This is a genomic window from Shewanella sp. 1CM18E, from assembly GCF_023161665.1.
Taxonomy (GTDB): Bacteria; Pseudomonadota; Gammaproteobacteria; order Enterobacterales; family Shewanellaceae; genus Shewanella.
This window is the reverse complement of record NZ_JALNTW010000003.1, coordinates 296,492-312,181: the sequence shown is the minus strand read 5'-3', so window position 1 is coordinate 312,181 and position 15,690 is coordinate 296,492. Positions and strand designations below refer to the sequence as shown.

Sequence of the window (15,690 nt, the reverse complement as noted above, 5' to 3'; positions counted from 1 at the left end):
TTGTTTATATCCAAGGAAAGATAAATGCTAAAAAAACTTCTCGCCAGTGTTGGTATTGGCAAAGCCACCGTTGATACCATTTTACTTGATGAACAATTACGTGCCGGTGATACCTTTGCTATCGAAGTCGTCATTAAAGGCGGCGATGTTGAGCAACAGCTAAACGGTCTAGAATTTGCCATTATGGCCGAAGCTAAAGCCGAGCAAGAAGTCGGTGACAATGAAGTTAAGTACAACAAAAGCCTGATACTGCAAAGCTGGCAACCTAGCCTAGATATCACGATTCAGCCTGGCGAAACTATCACTCAGCAATTTGAGTTAGATCTGCATCCAGAGATCCCCGCCTCTAACTTATTTGGTCAGCGTATTGCCAAAGTATGGCTGCAAACTGGCTTAGATATTAAAAATGGCATCGATGGCTCAGATAAAGACCCATTAATCATTGTGCCGTCAAATACCCAGCTTGCGGTATTAGAACTCATAGAAAACAGCGGCTACCGTTTATTTAAATCTGATCTTGAAGTTGGCTATGTCAGTGCGCAAAACTTTTCGTCGCACTTACCTTGTTATCAAGAATACGAATTTAAACCTGAATCTCGTTCTTTCTTTGGTGCTAAAGAGCTAGAAGTCACCTTTGTTGATAACGGCGCAGAAACTGGCGTACTGATTGAAATCGACAGAGCCTTTTCAGGTGATGGTTATCACAGCGTTTCGATCCCAAATCATTGTGACAGCGTAGCAAGTGTTAGACCTTATATTGAAAGATTGCTTAGCTAATAAATAAAGCCACACTAACAAGCCAGCTATTTACAGCTGGCTTTTTACACTAAAAAGTCCCTTACCTGACAAATCCTGTTTAAAACTTGCGCAATCAAGACGCAAATATTTAGTTTTTGCGTAGTACAGCATATATCACTATTTCCTTAGCCCACATACCTCTCAGCTCCATAAAAGCTGCTATCCAGTTCAAATATAAATAAAGATTAATCTAAAACGCTTAATTTATAGGCAGCAAGAGATATCCCAGTGATAAATAAGTGTGGCAGTATAGCTCGCCCCCAAATAGGCATGACAATATAAAAATAACCAAACAAAAATAAAAACTTAGTAACAAAAACAAGGTTTTTTTATAACGCCTTTATCTATTTTGCTAGGAGTCATATGAATACAGTCTTTACTATTGGCGAGCTAGAATCGTTTCTAGTCGCAATTTTAGTGCTATTTATCGGCCACATGGTCAATCGTTACATTCCTGTTTTAAAAAAATATAATATTCCCGAGCCCATCGTAGGTGGACTTATTATTGCTGCAGTGATCACCGCCCTACACTTCAACAATATAACCGTTGCCTTTAGCTTATCGATGCAAAACACCTTGATGCTGATGTTTTTCAGTACAGTCGGGTTAGCTGCAAATTATAAGCTATTGCTAAAAGGTGGCAGTAAGGTGTTTATCTTTTTAGGTGTCGCCTCCCTGTTCATCGTTATCCAAAACATTGTTGGTGTCAGTCTGGCTAACCTATTAGGGCTTGAGTCCTTTATGGGCTTGATTGCAGGCTCGATTACCCTATCGGGTGGCCATGGTACAGGTGCAGCTTGGGCTGATACCTTCCAAACCGAGTACGGCATTAACACGCTTGAGTTTGCCATGGCGGCGGCTACTTTTGGTTTGGTAATGGGCGGCATTATCGGCGGCCCAGTTGCCCAGCGCCTTATTAACAAGAATAATCTCGTATCTAGCTATGGTATTGGAGGTAATCACCACACTGATCATCCAGATTTGGTTACCTATGATCAGCTTGAAGAAGATAGAGTGACTGCTAAAAGCGTACTAGAAGTACTGTTTATCATGCTTTTATGTGTGGCTGGTGCTAAATGGACTAGCGCACTTATTGAAGTTGTTGGTGCAAGCTGGTTAAAAATGCCGGAGTTTGTTTATGCGCTATTTATTGGCGTGATTATTACCAACTGCACTGAGCTGTCTCGCAGCTACAAAATAAACAGTGAGTGTGTTGATGTACTGGGTTCAGTTTCGCTTGCCCTATTCTTATCAATGGCACTAATGAACCTCAAGCTATGGGAAATTTTTGACCTTGCTATTCCACTACTCATCATCTTAGTGGTGCAAACAGCGGTACTTGCGTTATTTGCTTATTTCGTGACATTTAAGATCATGGGTAGTAATTACGATGCAGCAGTAATGGCAGGCGGTCACTGCGGCTTTGGCTTAGGTGCCACTCCTACGGCGGTTATGAACATGGGCGCGCTAGTTTCAAGAACAGGTCCATCACCGCAAGCGTTTATGGTGGTGCCAATTGTAGGTGCGTTCTTTGTCGATATCGTCAACGCGATTATCCTCAAAGGCTTTATGAGCTTTGTGGGTTAATCCCTAACGATATGAGTAAAAAAGCCAGCTAAAATAGCTGGCTTTTTTGTCACTATAAATCGACCTATTTTAGCTCTTGCATAATCGCCGGTTTAATATCGAGCAAAGGCGTGCCATTTAAGCAATCCAGTCCTCTCAGTGCTACGCCACTATCCGACAAACCCACAATCTCCAATATCGCCGCTCCTATTGGGTTAGGTCTATTGGGCGTACGTAAAGCAAATGTCCCTTTAGCCTCACTATCATTGCCGTGCACCTTAACTTGTCTATCAGCCCCTGCAAGCCAATATAAAATCAATACAGAATCGCCGACATTCAGGCCGATTAAGCCTTGCTGGTATTCCAAATCAAGCTCGATACTGCATAGAGGCCCATCCCTAGTAATATTATTAGGGCAAGCGGCTATATCTTGATAAGGCGTAGTAATCCTGCCAATAAAATTCAGCTTACTTACTTCTTGGTTGGCTATTTTAGTTGTCATCAACAGTTTCCTCTGCACTAGTATCGGTTTTCATATCAGTTTTAGCAGCGCTCGCAGCGTACAGAGCAATAGTCATAAAGATAATACTGCCGCCAACCAAGCTTGCCAGTGGCGGGATCTCGTTAAAGAATCCAAATGCCCACAGCGGCGCTAGCACGGTTTCTATCATCAGAATCATCCCAACCTCTGGCGCTGTAATATGCCGTGTAGCCACTTGTGCCAGAACCCGACCAAATGGCGCAGTAAACAGGCCCATAACCGCCATAATCAACCAGGTATTGAGGCTATAACTTGACGGTGTTGCTAAAAAGAACATCACTATCGCTAAAAACAAACCACCAAAACCCACGCTAGCCATGCGGCTAACATGAGGGTATTTACGCAGTTGCGTTTGATTTAGTGACAAACAGATCACTGAAAACAACGCGAGCAGATCCCCCGTCCAATTACCACTTTGTGTCGAGCCTGACACCACAATCGCGATACCAAAGATCACCGCAATAATTGCCAACCAAGTCGCCCTGCTAGTGATCTCCTTTAGCAGCCACCAACTAAACAATGCCGATAGCGCTGGCGTTGCACTCAAAATAACAAACGTGTTGGCCACTGAGGTCAACTTGATACTCAATACCAATCCAGCAGCACTTCCCAGCATTAGCAGCCCAGAGAGCACCACTTGCCAGCCACTGTCAGTTATCGCTTTGACTAAACCGCGCTCATCCCGTAACTGAATGAAAATGGGCATAGATATCGCCGTGAATAAACCAAATAGAAACGCGGTATCAAAGCCACTCACACCCGATAGACGAATAAAAATCGGATCTAAGCTCATTAATAACCCGCCCACTAATGCGGCAACTATCCCTAAGGTGCGCGCGCCGCTATTGGCTGGAAAATTTACACTTGCTGTAGTCATCTGTTACCTCAACAATAAAAGCATACTGCTTAGTATGATTTTATATTTAACGACTTGTGTCAACAAAAATCATACCGTATAGTATGACTTGTTATTTTAAGAGGTCGGCAATGAGCAAACTAGAACATAATAAACAGATGAAACGCCAAGCGATTTTGCTGGCTGCACAACAAGTATTTATGGCTGAAGGCTTTGAACTTGCCAGCATGGATAAGATTGCCGCTATTGCACAAATGACCAAACAAACGGTTTATCGTTACTACCCGTCTAAATTGGAGCTATTTCAAGCAACGCTGACAATGATGGGCGAGCAGTTTAACGATAGCTTTTTACTCAGCTTGCAGCATGCCGATCCACGCCAAGCGCTTGAGTCGTTTGCAAAGGAATTTATTGAGTTTCACCTCAGTGAAGCGCATATAGCAACGGCAAGGCTATTGATCAGCGAAAGTGCTAAATCACCTGAAATTGTTAGCCATTTTTATGCTGTGGGAAGTGATGATACCGATGAAAAGCTGCAGCAGTTTTTTACTGCAAGGCTCAATATTGAGCAGCCACAATCTCTAGTGAATTTATGGACAGGCATGTTGTTGTCTATTCGCTCTGCAGTGTTAATGGGACGAATCAGCCCTACAGCACTAGAGATCCAGCAACACGCCAAAGAGGCAACTGACTTCCTGTTTGCGGCGATAAAGTAAACCTAGAAACAAGTAAGTCCTGATTAGCAGCAAGCTGGCCGACTGTAAGAAGACGAGATAGAAATAGTGACTGAATATTTGAGTCACTCTTTCTAGAAGTTTGTTAGTGAGTAACTGGGGTTAAACCGCCTTTTCTCCAACCCTAACAGGTTCAGCACTACTCTGTGCAGCCTTGGCATAGCGCCTCGAAAGCTTGATGTAGATAATCAAAGACAGAAAAATCACCCCGCCACCCAGTAGCTTTTGCGGTTCCAACGTCTCACCCAGCACGCTAATACTGAGTAATAAAGTCCAAACCGGTTCTAAAATCATTAATAATGCCGCGGTTTCCATGCTGACTTTATACTGCCCCATGGTTTGTAATAAATAACGCACTGAAGTTGCGATGACTGTTGATAGCGCGAACCACACTATCAATTGGTTAGAAAACTGCACAGCATCAGGCTCTGTGTATAGCGTGTATAACAAGCCAACTAAACCAACCACAAACAGCTGCAAGCAGATAGAAACAAGCGGTTTTAAATTGCCACTAATACGCTTATTCATCACAAAGTGTACTGACAGCAAAGCAGATGCGAGCAAGAACAATAACTGGCTCGACTCCATCTTCCAGCCATTAGTTAAGCTCATTAACATCATGCCGCTCACACTGACCGGCAGTGCAATCCAAAACGCGCGATTAGGTTTAACTTGAAACAGTAACCAAGCGGTTAGCGGGGCAATAATCATCGCTAGACTCATGATAAATGCGCCCTCAGATAAGCCATCACTTATCGATACCGCATAAATCCATACTTGTAATGCTAAGCCTAAAAACACCCCAACACCGCAGGCCGAAAGCACTTGCTTGGCGCTTAACTTAAGCAAACTCTTATAGCAAAAAGGCACTAAAATCAGGCTTGCGAGTATAAATCTACTCGCAATAAACATTTCTCCCGCCATTGACTGTACAACCACTTTTGAGGCTATCCAGCCCATAGCAGCCAATAAGGTGGCGACAAAAAGATACAACACTCCGCGCATTCTGAGCACTCTTAAAAAGGAGATGGATACGTTATTTTGATATGGAGAGAAGTAACAACATCAAAATAGACAGCACAAAACAAAATAGCAACCCACATGGGATTGCTATTACTGACTATTTTAAATTAGGAAGTGCAGCTAATGCTACTGATTATATTCACTGTAATCAGTTAAGCCTTTTTCGCCACCACCAAACAAGGTCGCAGGGTCGTGCGTGGCAAGCTCAAATCCATGCTTAATGCGATTAGGTAGATCAGGGTTTGCCACAAACGGACGCCCAAAACCAATCATATCGGCTAAACCATCTGCGACAGTTTGCGCCGCTTTATCAGCGTCATATTTACCGGCATAAATCAGCACACCATCAAAGGCATCACGCACGGCACGTTTAAATGTTGCAGGAGTTTCAGGCGCATCGTCCCAGTCCACTTCTGCAAGGTGCAGGTACACAATATTGTGCTTGTTAAGTAACGCTGCCGCTGCGGTATATGTCTCTTCCGGTGTCGCATCGACTGTGCCGTTGAGTGAGGTAAATGGCGCTAAACGCACACCCACTTTGTCGCTGCCAATGGCATCTACCATAGTTGCCACCACTTCATCTAAAAAGCGCAAACGATTTTCAATGCTACCACCGTATTCGTCGGTACGGTTATTCGCTTCAGAATCAATAAACTGATTCACCAAGTAACCGTTAGCAGCATGCAGTTCAATGCCATCAAAGCCTGCTTCAACTGCATTTAGCGCCGCCTGACGATATTGACCAATCACCATTTCGATATCGGCTTTAGTCATTTCGCGCGGTTCAACCACTTCAACAAAACCAGGCTCATCACTGCCATTATCGATAAAGACTTTTACACCTTCAGCTTTTAAAGCCGATGATGAAATTGGCTGCTCACCACCAATATTATCAGGGTGCGTCACACGGCCAACATGCCATAGCTGAGCAAAAATAACCCCGCCTTTCTCGTGAACTGCGTCAGTGGTTTTCTTCCAGCCAGCAATTTGTGATGGGCTGTAAATGCCCGGCGTCCACGCATAGCCTTGGCCCATTGGCGAAATTTGGGTGCCTTCGGCAACAATTAACCCTGCCGATGCACGCTGAGCGTAATAAGTGGCCATCATATCGTTCGCTTCATTACCCGGCTGAGTAGCGCGCGAGCGGGTCATTGGTGGCATCACAATACGGTTATTAAGTGTATGGCGACCAAGTTGTACTGGTTGAAATAGTGCGTTTTTCATTTTCAATTCCTCTTAAGCGACGCTGCTCAGCCTAAAAATAATATAAAACTTCTGCAGTCTGCTGAGCGCTGCTAAATTCTGATAACTGTGATAAATCTGATTCGCAATCAGCTAGCTAAGCTGAATAAGCTCAATTTGATAACCATCGGGATCGGTAATAAAGGCAATATGAGTTGAACCGCCTTTTACCGGACCTGGTTCGCGAGTCACCTTGCCGCCAAGGGCTTTAATTTTATCGCAAGCTGCATAGATATCGTCAACACCTAGCGCTATATGGCCAAATGCAGTACCTGTTTCATAACTGCTTGTATCCCAGTTATGGGTTAATTCGATTGTGGTGCCGCCCGCTTCATAGCCCACAAACACTAAGGTATAGCGATACTCAGTATTTTCGGTTGTTTCAAGCACGCTCATACCTAGTACTTTGGTATAAAACTCAATTGATTTATCTAAATCAACAACACGCAGCATGGTGTGTAAAAACTTCATAATCAGCCCCAATCTAACATTCGGTATCATTGCTAGTGCTTGTGTAATCCACTCATTAGCAACCAGTCTATGCTCGCCATAGTAAGCCAATTAAAACCAGATAAATAATTATGATATTTTCTTATTACTATAATTTTTTGTTATTATAATCGCTATTTGTTATTAAAAATTAAGCGTTAGCAGCGATAGCGCTAGCAGTAAAGTGACAGCGGCAGGAACTGCATCGCTGCATTTATCAAATCGATAGTGAAACCCAAGTGCACCAACAGAAGTAACCGCTATCAAGGCCGCCCCAATAGATTGCCATTGAAGATCGCCCCAATATAAAGCAGCTAATAACAGCAGTGCGGCGGTAAACTCAATAATACCGACAGCAAACATTGCCGCTCTATTTAAGCCATACTTTTTAAAGAAACTGAGCTGGGTTTCGAATATAAACTTCTGCCAGCCAAGTAGTTTTATTGAGCTTGCAAACATAAAAAATACCATCAGTAATACAGATATTGTCGAGGAAATAGTTAAGGTCATTTTTTGCTCTCCGCATAAGTAAGAGCTGCATTTAACCATTCCATCCAAGGCAGAAAAATAGCTTTATTAGACTAATAAAAATTCCTATTTGGAATGCATTAATTAAATGAGTAAGCTAATAAGGAGATAAGCCCTAATCAGTTAATAGGTAACAGCATGGATAAATACGATTGTCAGCGCCTTTTCATTCGCGTCGCTCAGCTTGGCAGTTTTACGGCAGCGGCCGAAAATTTAAATCTGACACAAAGTGCTGTAAGTAAAAGAATTGCTTGGTTAGAGCATAGGATTGGCTTTAGCTTATTCCACCGCAATAGTCGGCAAGTAAACCTCACCAGCCAAGGAAAAGAATACCTAAGCTATTGCGATAAGCTGCTTGATGAAATGAGCTATACCGAGGCGCGCTTAAAAGGGGAACTGAACCAAGTCAGCGGTGAGTTAACCCTGTCAGTGCCCAGCGCCATGGCGACTATTTTACTCGCCAAACCCATAAACCAATTTATGCAGTTACATCCGAACCTGAGCATTAACGTCTCGGTTAATGACCGCTTAGTCGATTTAATCGAAACCAATATCGATATTGCTGTGCGAGTAAGCCATTTAGCCGATTCAAACTATAAAGCACGCTTTCTATTTAACAATCGGGCGCTGTTAGTCGCCTCTCCAGAGTATTTAACTCAGCAAGCCGAATTAAATATGCCGGCAGATCTAACTCAACATCGCTGCTTGAACTATTCGTTAAGCGCTCAGGCTAACACTTGGCAATTAACCGATAACCACCAACAAGTCAGCAAAGTGAATGTAAATAGCGCTTTTAGTAGTGATAGTGCAGAAATGCTATTAGCTATGGCTAAAATGGGCCAAGGCATTACCGCCTTGCCGAGTTGGATGGTCGAGCCAGCGCTAGCTAACCAAGAGCTACAACAAGTTTTACCCGCTTATAGTGCAGCTAACTTACCTATGTATGCGGTTTACAAGGCTAGTGAGTACCAACCCCAGCGAGTACGGGCATTTATCGATTACTTGGTGGCATATTTTGCCGATAAGTTTGCCGATTGAAGGCTAGTGTTAAGGGCTAGTCTCAAGGGCTAGTCTCAAGGGCTAGTCTCAAGGGCTAGTCTCAAGGGCTAGTATTGCAGAGCAGCGATTGCTGCTGGCAAGCAATAATAACGCCCACAAAAAAGCGAACCTATGAATGAGCAAGGTTCGCTTTTTAATGGTTAATAACTTATCTCGTTAAAACAGCTTAACGCATGTTATTTAGCCATGTTTGCCACTTTAGCGCGAGCGCTATGCAGCTTCTTGTAGCTTTCAATCAAGCGTAAGTGTGGCTCAATGCCTTCTAGCGCCATGCTAGTTTTAGTTAAGCCGTAGAAACGCACTTCACCGCTAACAGTGCCCACAACGTTTTGCATGACATCGATGCCGAACATACGGTTGAAGTTATGGATAAAGTGTTCAAGCTCAAGCTCTTCGTCCATTTCCACTTCAAGTACTGCGCTAACCGCTTGATAGAACAAGCCACGCTCAACCGTGTTGTCGTTAAACTGTAGGAAACTGTCGACTAGCTCCATCGCCTCTTCTGCTGCGCCCAGTGCTAGATAGATTAAGATCTTAAGCTCAATAATCGTTAGCTGACCCCAGACTGTGTTTTCATCAAACACGATACCAATCATGGTGCGGATGTCAGTGTAGTTATCTAGCTGGCTTTCTTCTAAGCGGTTAACTAAGTCCACTAGCTCTTCATCAGAAAGCGAATGCAGATTTAAAATATCTTCTCGGTACTCCAGCGCCTTGTTGGTGTTATCCCAAATCAAGTCATCAACTGGGTACACTTCAGAGAAGTCTGGTACCAACATACGACACGCAGATGCGCCAAGTTGGTCAAATTCTGCGGTATACACCTCTTTACCTAAATCAGCCAAAATGCCAAATAAGCTGTCGGCTTCTTCTTGGTTAGTACCAGAGAAATCCCACTCACAGAAATCAAACTCAGCATTGCTACTGAAGAAGCGCCATGAAATCACACCAGTTGAATCAATAAAGTGCTCAACAAAGTTTTCAGGCTCAGTGACTGCCATGCTGTTAAAGGTTGGCTTTGGCACATCGTTTAAGCCTTCGAAGCTACGACCTTGCAATAGTTCAGTTAAGCTGCGCTCTAATGCCACTTCAAAGCTTGGGTGCGCGCCAAATGAAGCAAATACACCGCCAGTTTTCGGGTTCATCAGGGTCACACACATCACTGGGAATTGACCGCCTAATGATGCATCTTTAACAACAACCGGGAAGCCCTGCTCTTCAAGACCATTAATACCGGCAAGAATACTTGGGTACTTTTCAAGTACGCTCATTGGCACTTCTGGCAGGATAATTTCTTGCTCGATGATTTGGCGTTTAACTGCACGCTCAAAGATCTCAGATAGACACTGAACCTGCGCTTCTTGAATATTGTTACCCGCGCTCATACCGTTACTTAAGAACAAGTTCTCAATCAGGTTTGATGGGAAGTAAACCGTTTCGCCGTCTGAGTGACGAGTATATGGAATACTGCAAATGCCGCGATCGATATTGCCCGAGTTAGTATCAATCAGGTTAGAGCCCGCAAGCTCGCCTTCTGGGTTGTAGATCTCAAGACAATATTCATCAAGAATGCCTGTTGGCAGTGAGTCATCGTCAGTTAGTGCGAACCACTTTTCATTTGGGTAATGCACAAATTCACTGTTAGCAATCTCTTCACCAAAGAACTGATCGTTGTAGAAGAAGTTGCAGTTTAGACGTTCGATAAACTCGCCCAATGCTGAACAAAGTGCGCTCTCTTTGGTTGCACCTTTACCGTTAGTGAAACACATAGGTGATGCCGCATCACGAATATGCAGTGACCACACATTTGGCACGATATTGCGCCATGATGAGATCTCAATCTTCATGCCTAAATCGGCAAGCATGCCAGTCATGTTGGCAATGGTTTGCTCAAGCGGTAAGTCTTTACCTAAGATATAAGTGCTAGCATCGCTGTCGCTTTGCCCCATTAGCATCGCATTAGCGTCTGCATCTAGGTTTTCAACGGTTTCAATCTTAAATTCTGGGCCAGTTTGCACCACTTTTTTAACGGTACAACGCTCAATCGAGCGCAAAATGCCTTGGCGATCTTTGTCAGAAATATCGTCTGGCAATTCAACTTGGATTTGAAAAATTTGGTTATAACGATCTTCAGGATCAACGATATTGTTTTGCGACAAACGAATGTTTTCAGTTGGAATATCGCGAGCCTTACAATACACCTTGATAAAGTAAGCCGCACACAAAGCAGATGATGCTAAGAAGTAATCAAATGGACTCGGTGCTGAGCCATCGCCTTTATAACGGATTGGCTGATCGGCGGTGACGGTAAAGTCGTCGAACTTGGCTTCTAATCTCAAATTATCGAGAAAGTTAACTTTGATTTCCATTGAATATGATTTCCACTTTGTTGCGAGCGCGCCTAAAGAACAAGTCTAGTTTATGAGTTGTTTGCTCAGTAATGAGCATGTTACTCAACGATTGTTAAGGCTAAATAAACGTATTGGGGGAATTATCGGTGTTTTTGGCGCATTAGTCTTGGGTTAATTAACTAAAAGCGCTGATTAAGGCAAATTAGCGTTCTACCGTCCAGTAAAAGCTTACTGCTAGTGTTCAGATTCACGTTTAACCAGAATAAAGGTGAGGTACATTTTGGTGGGCAGTGACAACACCATGCCAAAGGCGACACACATGGCGCTAATGACGATCCCCTGCACGCCCATCGCATGCACGGTTGCGTTAAAATTATGCAGGTAGATCCCCAGTATAATAAGACACAACCCAATGCTAATGCAGGTTTTAAGGATTAAGATCAGCTTTTGGTCTGTGACTTGGCTACCTGACACCATGCGCTCCCTACAATCAGCCTTTTACATTAGACAATGTATGATTATGGCGACATGGTGTTTTTTTAAACTGATGTAGATCAAGTTTAGTTAAGCTAGCGCTAATTAAAAAGCTGGCGATTAATGGCCATCTATCGGTAGTGTCACCAAGGCTTTATCAGGTTTAGCATAACTTAAGCGCGCCAATCTTTGGGTTTGGTGATAGCTATCAAGCCCTGACACGGCAACACTTTCCAGCGCTTCAATATCAATATAACCATCATCTTTTAGGCCTGACTCATCCACCATAATATGAGTAATTTCGCCTATCACTAAGATTGTACCGTTAATTGCTAGCGGCATTATTTCTCTTAACTCAAGCGAGAATTTAAGCTGACTTTGCGCAACAAAAGGCGCCTCAATACCAGCAACAAATTCAGCTGATAGACCGACTTTATCGAACTCAGACACCTCTGCAGCATAACGCGCTGAAGTCTGATGCGCCTGACGATAGATATTGGCTGACACATGGTTAATGGTATAGCAGCCCATTTGCTCAATATTGCTTAAGGTATCGCGAGGCACACTATCGGGGCGAATAACCATCCCCATCAATGCAGGGCTAGCACCGAGGTGAAAACACGAGCTAATTATCGCCACATTGCTATGCCCCTCTTCACTTATCGTTGCGACTAAATTGGCGCTTTTAAATCCAGACAAGCTATTAATCAAGCGTGCCCGGCTACGTTGCTCCATCTGCTCAATATCAGCAAAATTAATATGTTTCATTTATCAATATCCTTATAAATTATCGATATTTCGAATCAAATGCTCAGCCCGCTGTAAAATAAGTTGCTGTGTCTGCTCTGGCTTTTTCAGCCAATTTGCATAAACCATACGCGTACGTGGATTGGTCTTAAAATCATCAATATGCTGCTGCATAAAATGCCAATAAAGTGCATTCAGCGGACAAGCATTATCGCTGTGACTTTGTTTCACCTCGTACTGGCAACCACTGCAGTAATCACTCATTTTATTGATGTAGTTACCGCTTGCAGCATACGCTTTAGAGCCAACAATACCGCCATCGGCAAACTGACTCATACCACGGGTATTGGGCATCTCGACCCACTCGATAGCATCGATATAAATGCCCAGATACCAAGCGTCGACCTCATCGGGATCTATACCTGCAATCAAGCAAAAGTTTCCGGTTACCATTAAGCGCTGAATGTGGTGAGCGTAAGCATAATCAAGGGATTGTTTTATCGCGTGCTGCATACAGTTCATTTTTGTATTACCACTCCAAAACCAGCTCGGTAACTTTCGCCTAGCGCCAAGATGATTCAAGCTGGCGTACTCAGGCATATTGGCCCAATAAACCCCTCTGATAAATTCACGCCAACCTAGAATTTGCCTTACAAAGCCCTCTATTTGCGCCAAGGTAATCGCGCCATCAGCTTGCTGATAAGTCGCAATAGCGGTGTCGACGACGTGCTGCGGGCTGAGTATTTTGGCATTGAGCGCAAACGACAATCGCGAGTGATACAGGCTCCACTGCTTTTTGCATTCTGCAATCGTGACTTGTTCGAGTTTGGCGTCTGAAGCAGGCGCTAGCGCTAACTCGCCATTAACAGGCGCTGCGGCCGTGTCTAACTCATGGGTCATCGCATCTTGAAAGCGGCCAAAATTGACTAAACAGTGACGACAAAAATATTGGAGTAACTCATTAGCTTGATGACGGCTTACCGGCCACAACAATGCAGTATGAGCAAGGCCAATGGTTTTAACATTATGACGCTTAAGTCGGCTTAAAATATCGCTAACATCGTTAGTAAACGTCAATGGCGTTGGTACAGCTGCAAAATCCGCGGTTTTAAGTTTTTGCCTATTTTCAGCATCATAATTCCACTGCCCACCAGCAGGCTCATCCCCTTGCATTAATAGATTAAATCGACCACGTAGCTTGCGATAGAAATGCTCTAAGCGATGTTTTTTGCCCTGAGAGAAATAATCCTTTAACTCAGAGTCTGACAAGTAAAAATGCTCAGTTTCAAACGCCATACAAGGAATAGGTAGCTGGCGACAAAACAGGGATAGCTGCTGGCGTAAACGGTATTCATCAGGTAACTGATACTGAAACTCGCTAATCTGATATTGACTCATTAACTCTGTTAGCAAAGCAGGTAAATCTTGATACTTTGTGGTGTCATCGAGTGTTAAGTGCAACACCTTATGCCCAGCTGTCTGCAGGGCTAATGCAAATGCCTGCATAGCCGCAAAAAAAGCACAAACCTTTTGCACGTGGTGCTTGGCATAGTCTGTTTCTTGCTTTAGCTCAGCAATCACATACAAGGTATCGTCATCTTGCTGCTGGTACCAAGAGTGAGCTGCATTGAGTTGGTCGCCCAAGATTAGCCGCAACCTTTTTACAGGCAGGTGATCGCTCATGCACTCTCCTTGTCAGTCTCAGTGTTAGCTAGTCTAGATTTTTGGCCTGCACAGCGCTTGGAGCAATACTTCACTTGCTCCCAATCTTTGCGCCACTTTTTACGCCAGTTAAATGGCCTTAAGCATACTAGGCATACTTTTGACTCGAGCTTTGAGTGACTCAACTAAGCCTCCGATTTAGCCAATAGCGTTTCAGCTTGCAAAGGCCAATCAGCAGCATCAACTGAGTCTAGCGCTTGACTGCTATTAACCTCTCCCTGCCACTTGGCAATAAACTCGCCTGCAGGATCATAAATCTCTGTTTGTTTTTGTAGATTAAACTGCCGACCGCCGCGAGGATCGACGCCAACACCAGCTATGTATTGCCAATTGCCCCAATTAGACGCCACATCATAATCAACCAACTGCTGCTCGAAATAAGCAGCGCCATAGCGCCAATCAAGACCTAACTCATTAACCAAACAACTGGCGACGATCTGCCGTCCTCGATTAGATATATAACCAGTGGCATTAAGTTGTTTCATACACGCATTAACCAATGGATATGGCGTACAGCCACTACACCATTTGGTAAAGCGCTCAGGAAAATAACTGGTTAACGGCGCTGCAGCAGCTAAACCTTTAAACTGAAATAGCGCTTTGCCCATACGCAGCGCTAACCAATGAAAGTACTCGCGCCATAGCAGTTCGAAGCCTATCCAATAGCTTGAATCACTTGGCCCTTGCTCTAATTCAAAGTGTTTAAGTGCGTTCCATATCTGCCGAGCAGATAAATTCCCTTGAGCAAGATAGGGACTAAATTTGGTTGAATTGTCAAAGCCATCTAATGCATTACGAGTGGCTTTATAGCTATGAGGGAGTGAGGTTAAAAAGTATTGAGTTAAATGTGCTTGTGCTGCTTGTTCGCCCGCTTTAAAAGGAGTGCTAGTCGCAGCACTATTGTCAGATAACCAAGCATCACTAACTTTAAAGCGCTGTGATGCCAAAGATAAGTCCAATGGCTTCACTCGGCGCTGTGGCCAAGTTTCACAAGGCATGGCAACGGTTAACAAAGACTTTTCAACCTTGCGACGAAAACAAGAAAAACTGCTAAACGCATCAGCAAGCGAGCTTATTTGCTCAGCACTAAATAAACTGTTGTTCCAGTTGGCAAGAAAATTGACTTTACGATCACTGTTTTCAGCCCCACTCCATGTAGATGCTAACTTATGCCAACGACTTTGTTCCTCAGCCCCCACTGATGCTGTGTATCCCACCAGACTAAAAGCTTCATTGTTGATTAGCTCAGACAATACAGTCACAGGATCTCCCAACAAGATCTGTAACTGGTGGCCTTGTGCGTGTAATTGCTGCTCAAGATCCTGCAGGCTATTGATAATAAAATTTAGGCGGTGCTTTCCTAGCGAGGCTTGATGATAGCGCTGAGCAATAAAGTCTTGTGGGTTGAAGATATAAACCAAGGCAACAGACTCACATTGCTGCAGCACATAATTTAGCGCCTGGTTATCGCTTAACCTTAAATCATTGCTGAAGCAAAAGAGTGCTTTTTGATGCTGTAACATGCGCTTGCCTGTATAACCACTAGGTAAGCGCTAATAC

General features: G+C 43.7%; 16 protein-coding genes. 4 read left to right on the top strand and 12 right to left on the bottom strand.

Going from position 1 to position 15,690, the window contains the following annotated elements; all coding sequences use genetic code 11:
- The first annotated feature begins 24 nt into the window (after positions 1 to 24).
- Positions 25 to 777 carry a sporulation protein gene (locus MSG37_RS06915; protein WP_248469848.1) on the top strand — a complete coding sequence of 251 codons (753 nt, stop codon included), beginning with the start codon at positions 25 to 27 and terminating at the stop codon, positions 775 to 777.
- 384 nt (positions 778 to 1,161) lie between these two features.
- A complete protein-coding gene (gltS, locus tag MSG37_RS06910; protein WP_248469847.1) occupies positions 1,162 to 2,385 on the top strand; it encodes a sodium/glutamate symporter in 1,224 nt (407 codons plus the stop codon).
- Between the two features lie 64 nt (positions 2,386 to 2,449).
- Here the strand turns inward: gltS and MSG37_RS06905 are convergent, their stop codons facing one another.
- Positions 2,450 to 2,866 carry a TrmO family methyltransferase gene (locus MSG37_RS06905; RefSeq protein WP_248469846.1) on the bottom strand — a complete coding sequence of 139 codons (417 nt, stop codon included), beginning with the start codon at positions 2,864 to 2,866 and terminating at the stop codon, positions 2,450 to 2,452.
- Positions 2,856 to 3,782 carry a DMT family transporter gene (locus MSG37_RS06900; protein ID WP_248469845.1) on the bottom strand — a complete coding sequence of 309 codons (927 nt, stop codon included), beginning with the start codon at positions 3,780 to 3,782 and terminating at the stop codon, positions 2,856 to 2,858. Before MSG37_RS06900 ends, MSG37_RS06905 begins: the two co-directional genes overlap by 11 nt.
- Before the next feature lie 110 nt (positions 3,783 to 3,892).
- On the opposite strand from MSG37_RS06900, the gene MSG37_RS06895 reads away from it, so the two are divergent.
- Positions 3,893 to 4,477 carry a TetR/AcrR family transcriptional regulator gene (locus tag MSG37_RS06895; RefSeq protein WP_248469844.1) on the top strand — a complete coding sequence of 195 codons (585 nt, stop codon included), beginning with the start codon at positions 3,893 to 3,895 and terminating at the stop codon, positions 4,475 to 4,477.
- 120 nt (positions 4,478 to 4,597) lie between these two features.
- Here MSG37_RS06895 and MSG37_RS06890 read toward each other — a convergent pair whose 3' ends face one another.
- The 4 genes from MSG37_RS06890 to MSG37_RS06875 all read right to left on the bottom strand — a co-directional run bounded on the left by MSG37_RS06890 (position 4,598) and on the right by MSG37_RS06875 (position 7,759).
- Positions 4,598 to 5,500 (bottom strand): DMT family transporter, encoded by a 903-nt coding sequence (locus MSG37_RS06890; RefSeq protein WP_248469843.1) that lies wholly within the window; start codon positions 5,498 to 5,500, stop codon positions 4,598 to 4,600.
- Positions 5,501 to 5,644: 144 nt separating this feature from the next.
- Positions 5,645 to 6,742: an alkene reductase gene (locus tag MSG37_RS06885; protein ID WP_248469842.1), complete on the bottom strand. Its 1,098-nt coding sequence runs from the start codon at positions 6,740 to 6,742 to the stop codon at positions 5,645 to 5,647.
- Between the two features lie 111 nt (positions 6,743 to 6,853).
- The gene (gloA, locus tag MSG37_RS06880; protein WP_248469841.1) at positions 6,854 to 7,231 is read right to left on the bottom strand and encodes a lactoylglutathione lyase; all 378 of its coding nucleotides are present in this window, start codon (positions 7,229 to 7,231) and stop codon (positions 6,854 to 6,856) included.
- Between the two features lie 162 nt (positions 7,232 to 7,393).
- Entirely contained in the window at positions 7,394 to 7,759 is a 366-nt protein-coding gene (locus tag MSG37_RS06875; RefSeq protein WP_248469840.1) for a DoxX family protein, read from the bottom strand.
- A 156-nt stretch (positions 7,760 to 7,915) separates the two neighbouring features.
- On the opposite strand from MSG37_RS06875, the gene MSG37_RS06870 reads away from it, so the two are divergent.
- Positions 7,916 to 8,815, top strand: a complete 900-nt coding sequence (locus MSG37_RS06870) for a LysR family transcriptional regulator (protein WP_248469839.1) — start codon at positions 7,916 to 7,918, stop codon at positions 8,813 to 8,815.
- A 197-nt stretch (positions 8,816 to 9,012) separates the two neighbouring features.
- On the opposite strand, the gene MSG37_RS06865 is transcribed toward MSG37_RS06870, so the two are convergent.
- The 6 genes from MSG37_RS06865 to MSG37_RS06840 form a co-directional block, all read right to left on the bottom strand.
- Positions 9,013 to 11,205 (bottom strand): OsmC domain/YcaO domain-containing protein, encoded by a 2,193-nt coding sequence (locus tag MSG37_RS06865; RefSeq protein WP_248469838.1) that lies wholly within the window; start codon positions 11,203 to 11,205, stop codon positions 9,013 to 9,015.
- A gap of 216 nt (positions 11,206 to 11,421) precedes the next feature.
- A complete protein-coding gene (locus tag MSG37_RS06860) occupies positions 11,422 to 11,661 on the bottom strand; it encodes a hypothetical protein (RefSeq protein WP_248469837.1) in 240 nt (79 codons plus the stop codon).
- A gap of 120 nt (positions 11,662 to 11,781) precedes the next feature.
- Complete coding sequence (locus tag MSG37_RS06855) at positions 11,782 to 12,429, bottom strand: flavin reductase (RefSeq protein ID WP_248469836.1); 648 nt, start codon at positions 12,427 to 12,429, stop codon at positions 11,782 to 11,784.
- Positions 12,430 to 12,441: 12 nt separating this feature from the next.
- Entirely contained in the window at positions 12,442 to 14,091 is a 1,650-nt protein-coding gene (locus MSG37_RS06850; RefSeq protein ID WP_248469835.1) for a cryptochrome/photolyase family protein, read from the bottom strand.
- A complete protein-coding gene (locus MSG37_RS06845) occupies positions 14,088 to 14,255 on the bottom strand; it encodes a DUF2256 domain-containing protein (RefSeq protein ID WP_220779219.1) in 168 nt (55 codons plus the stop codon). The genes MSG37_RS06850 and MSG37_RS06845 overlap by 4 nt, the downstream gene beginning before the upstream one ends.
- Positions 14,256 to 15,653 carry a DASH family cryptochrome gene (locus MSG37_RS06840; RefSeq protein WP_248469834.1) on the bottom strand — a complete coding sequence of 466 codons (1,398 nt, stop codon included), beginning with the start codon at positions 15,651 to 15,653 and terminating at the stop codon, positions 14,256 to 14,258.
- Between the last annotated feature and the right edge of the window lie 37 nt (positions 15,654 to 15,690).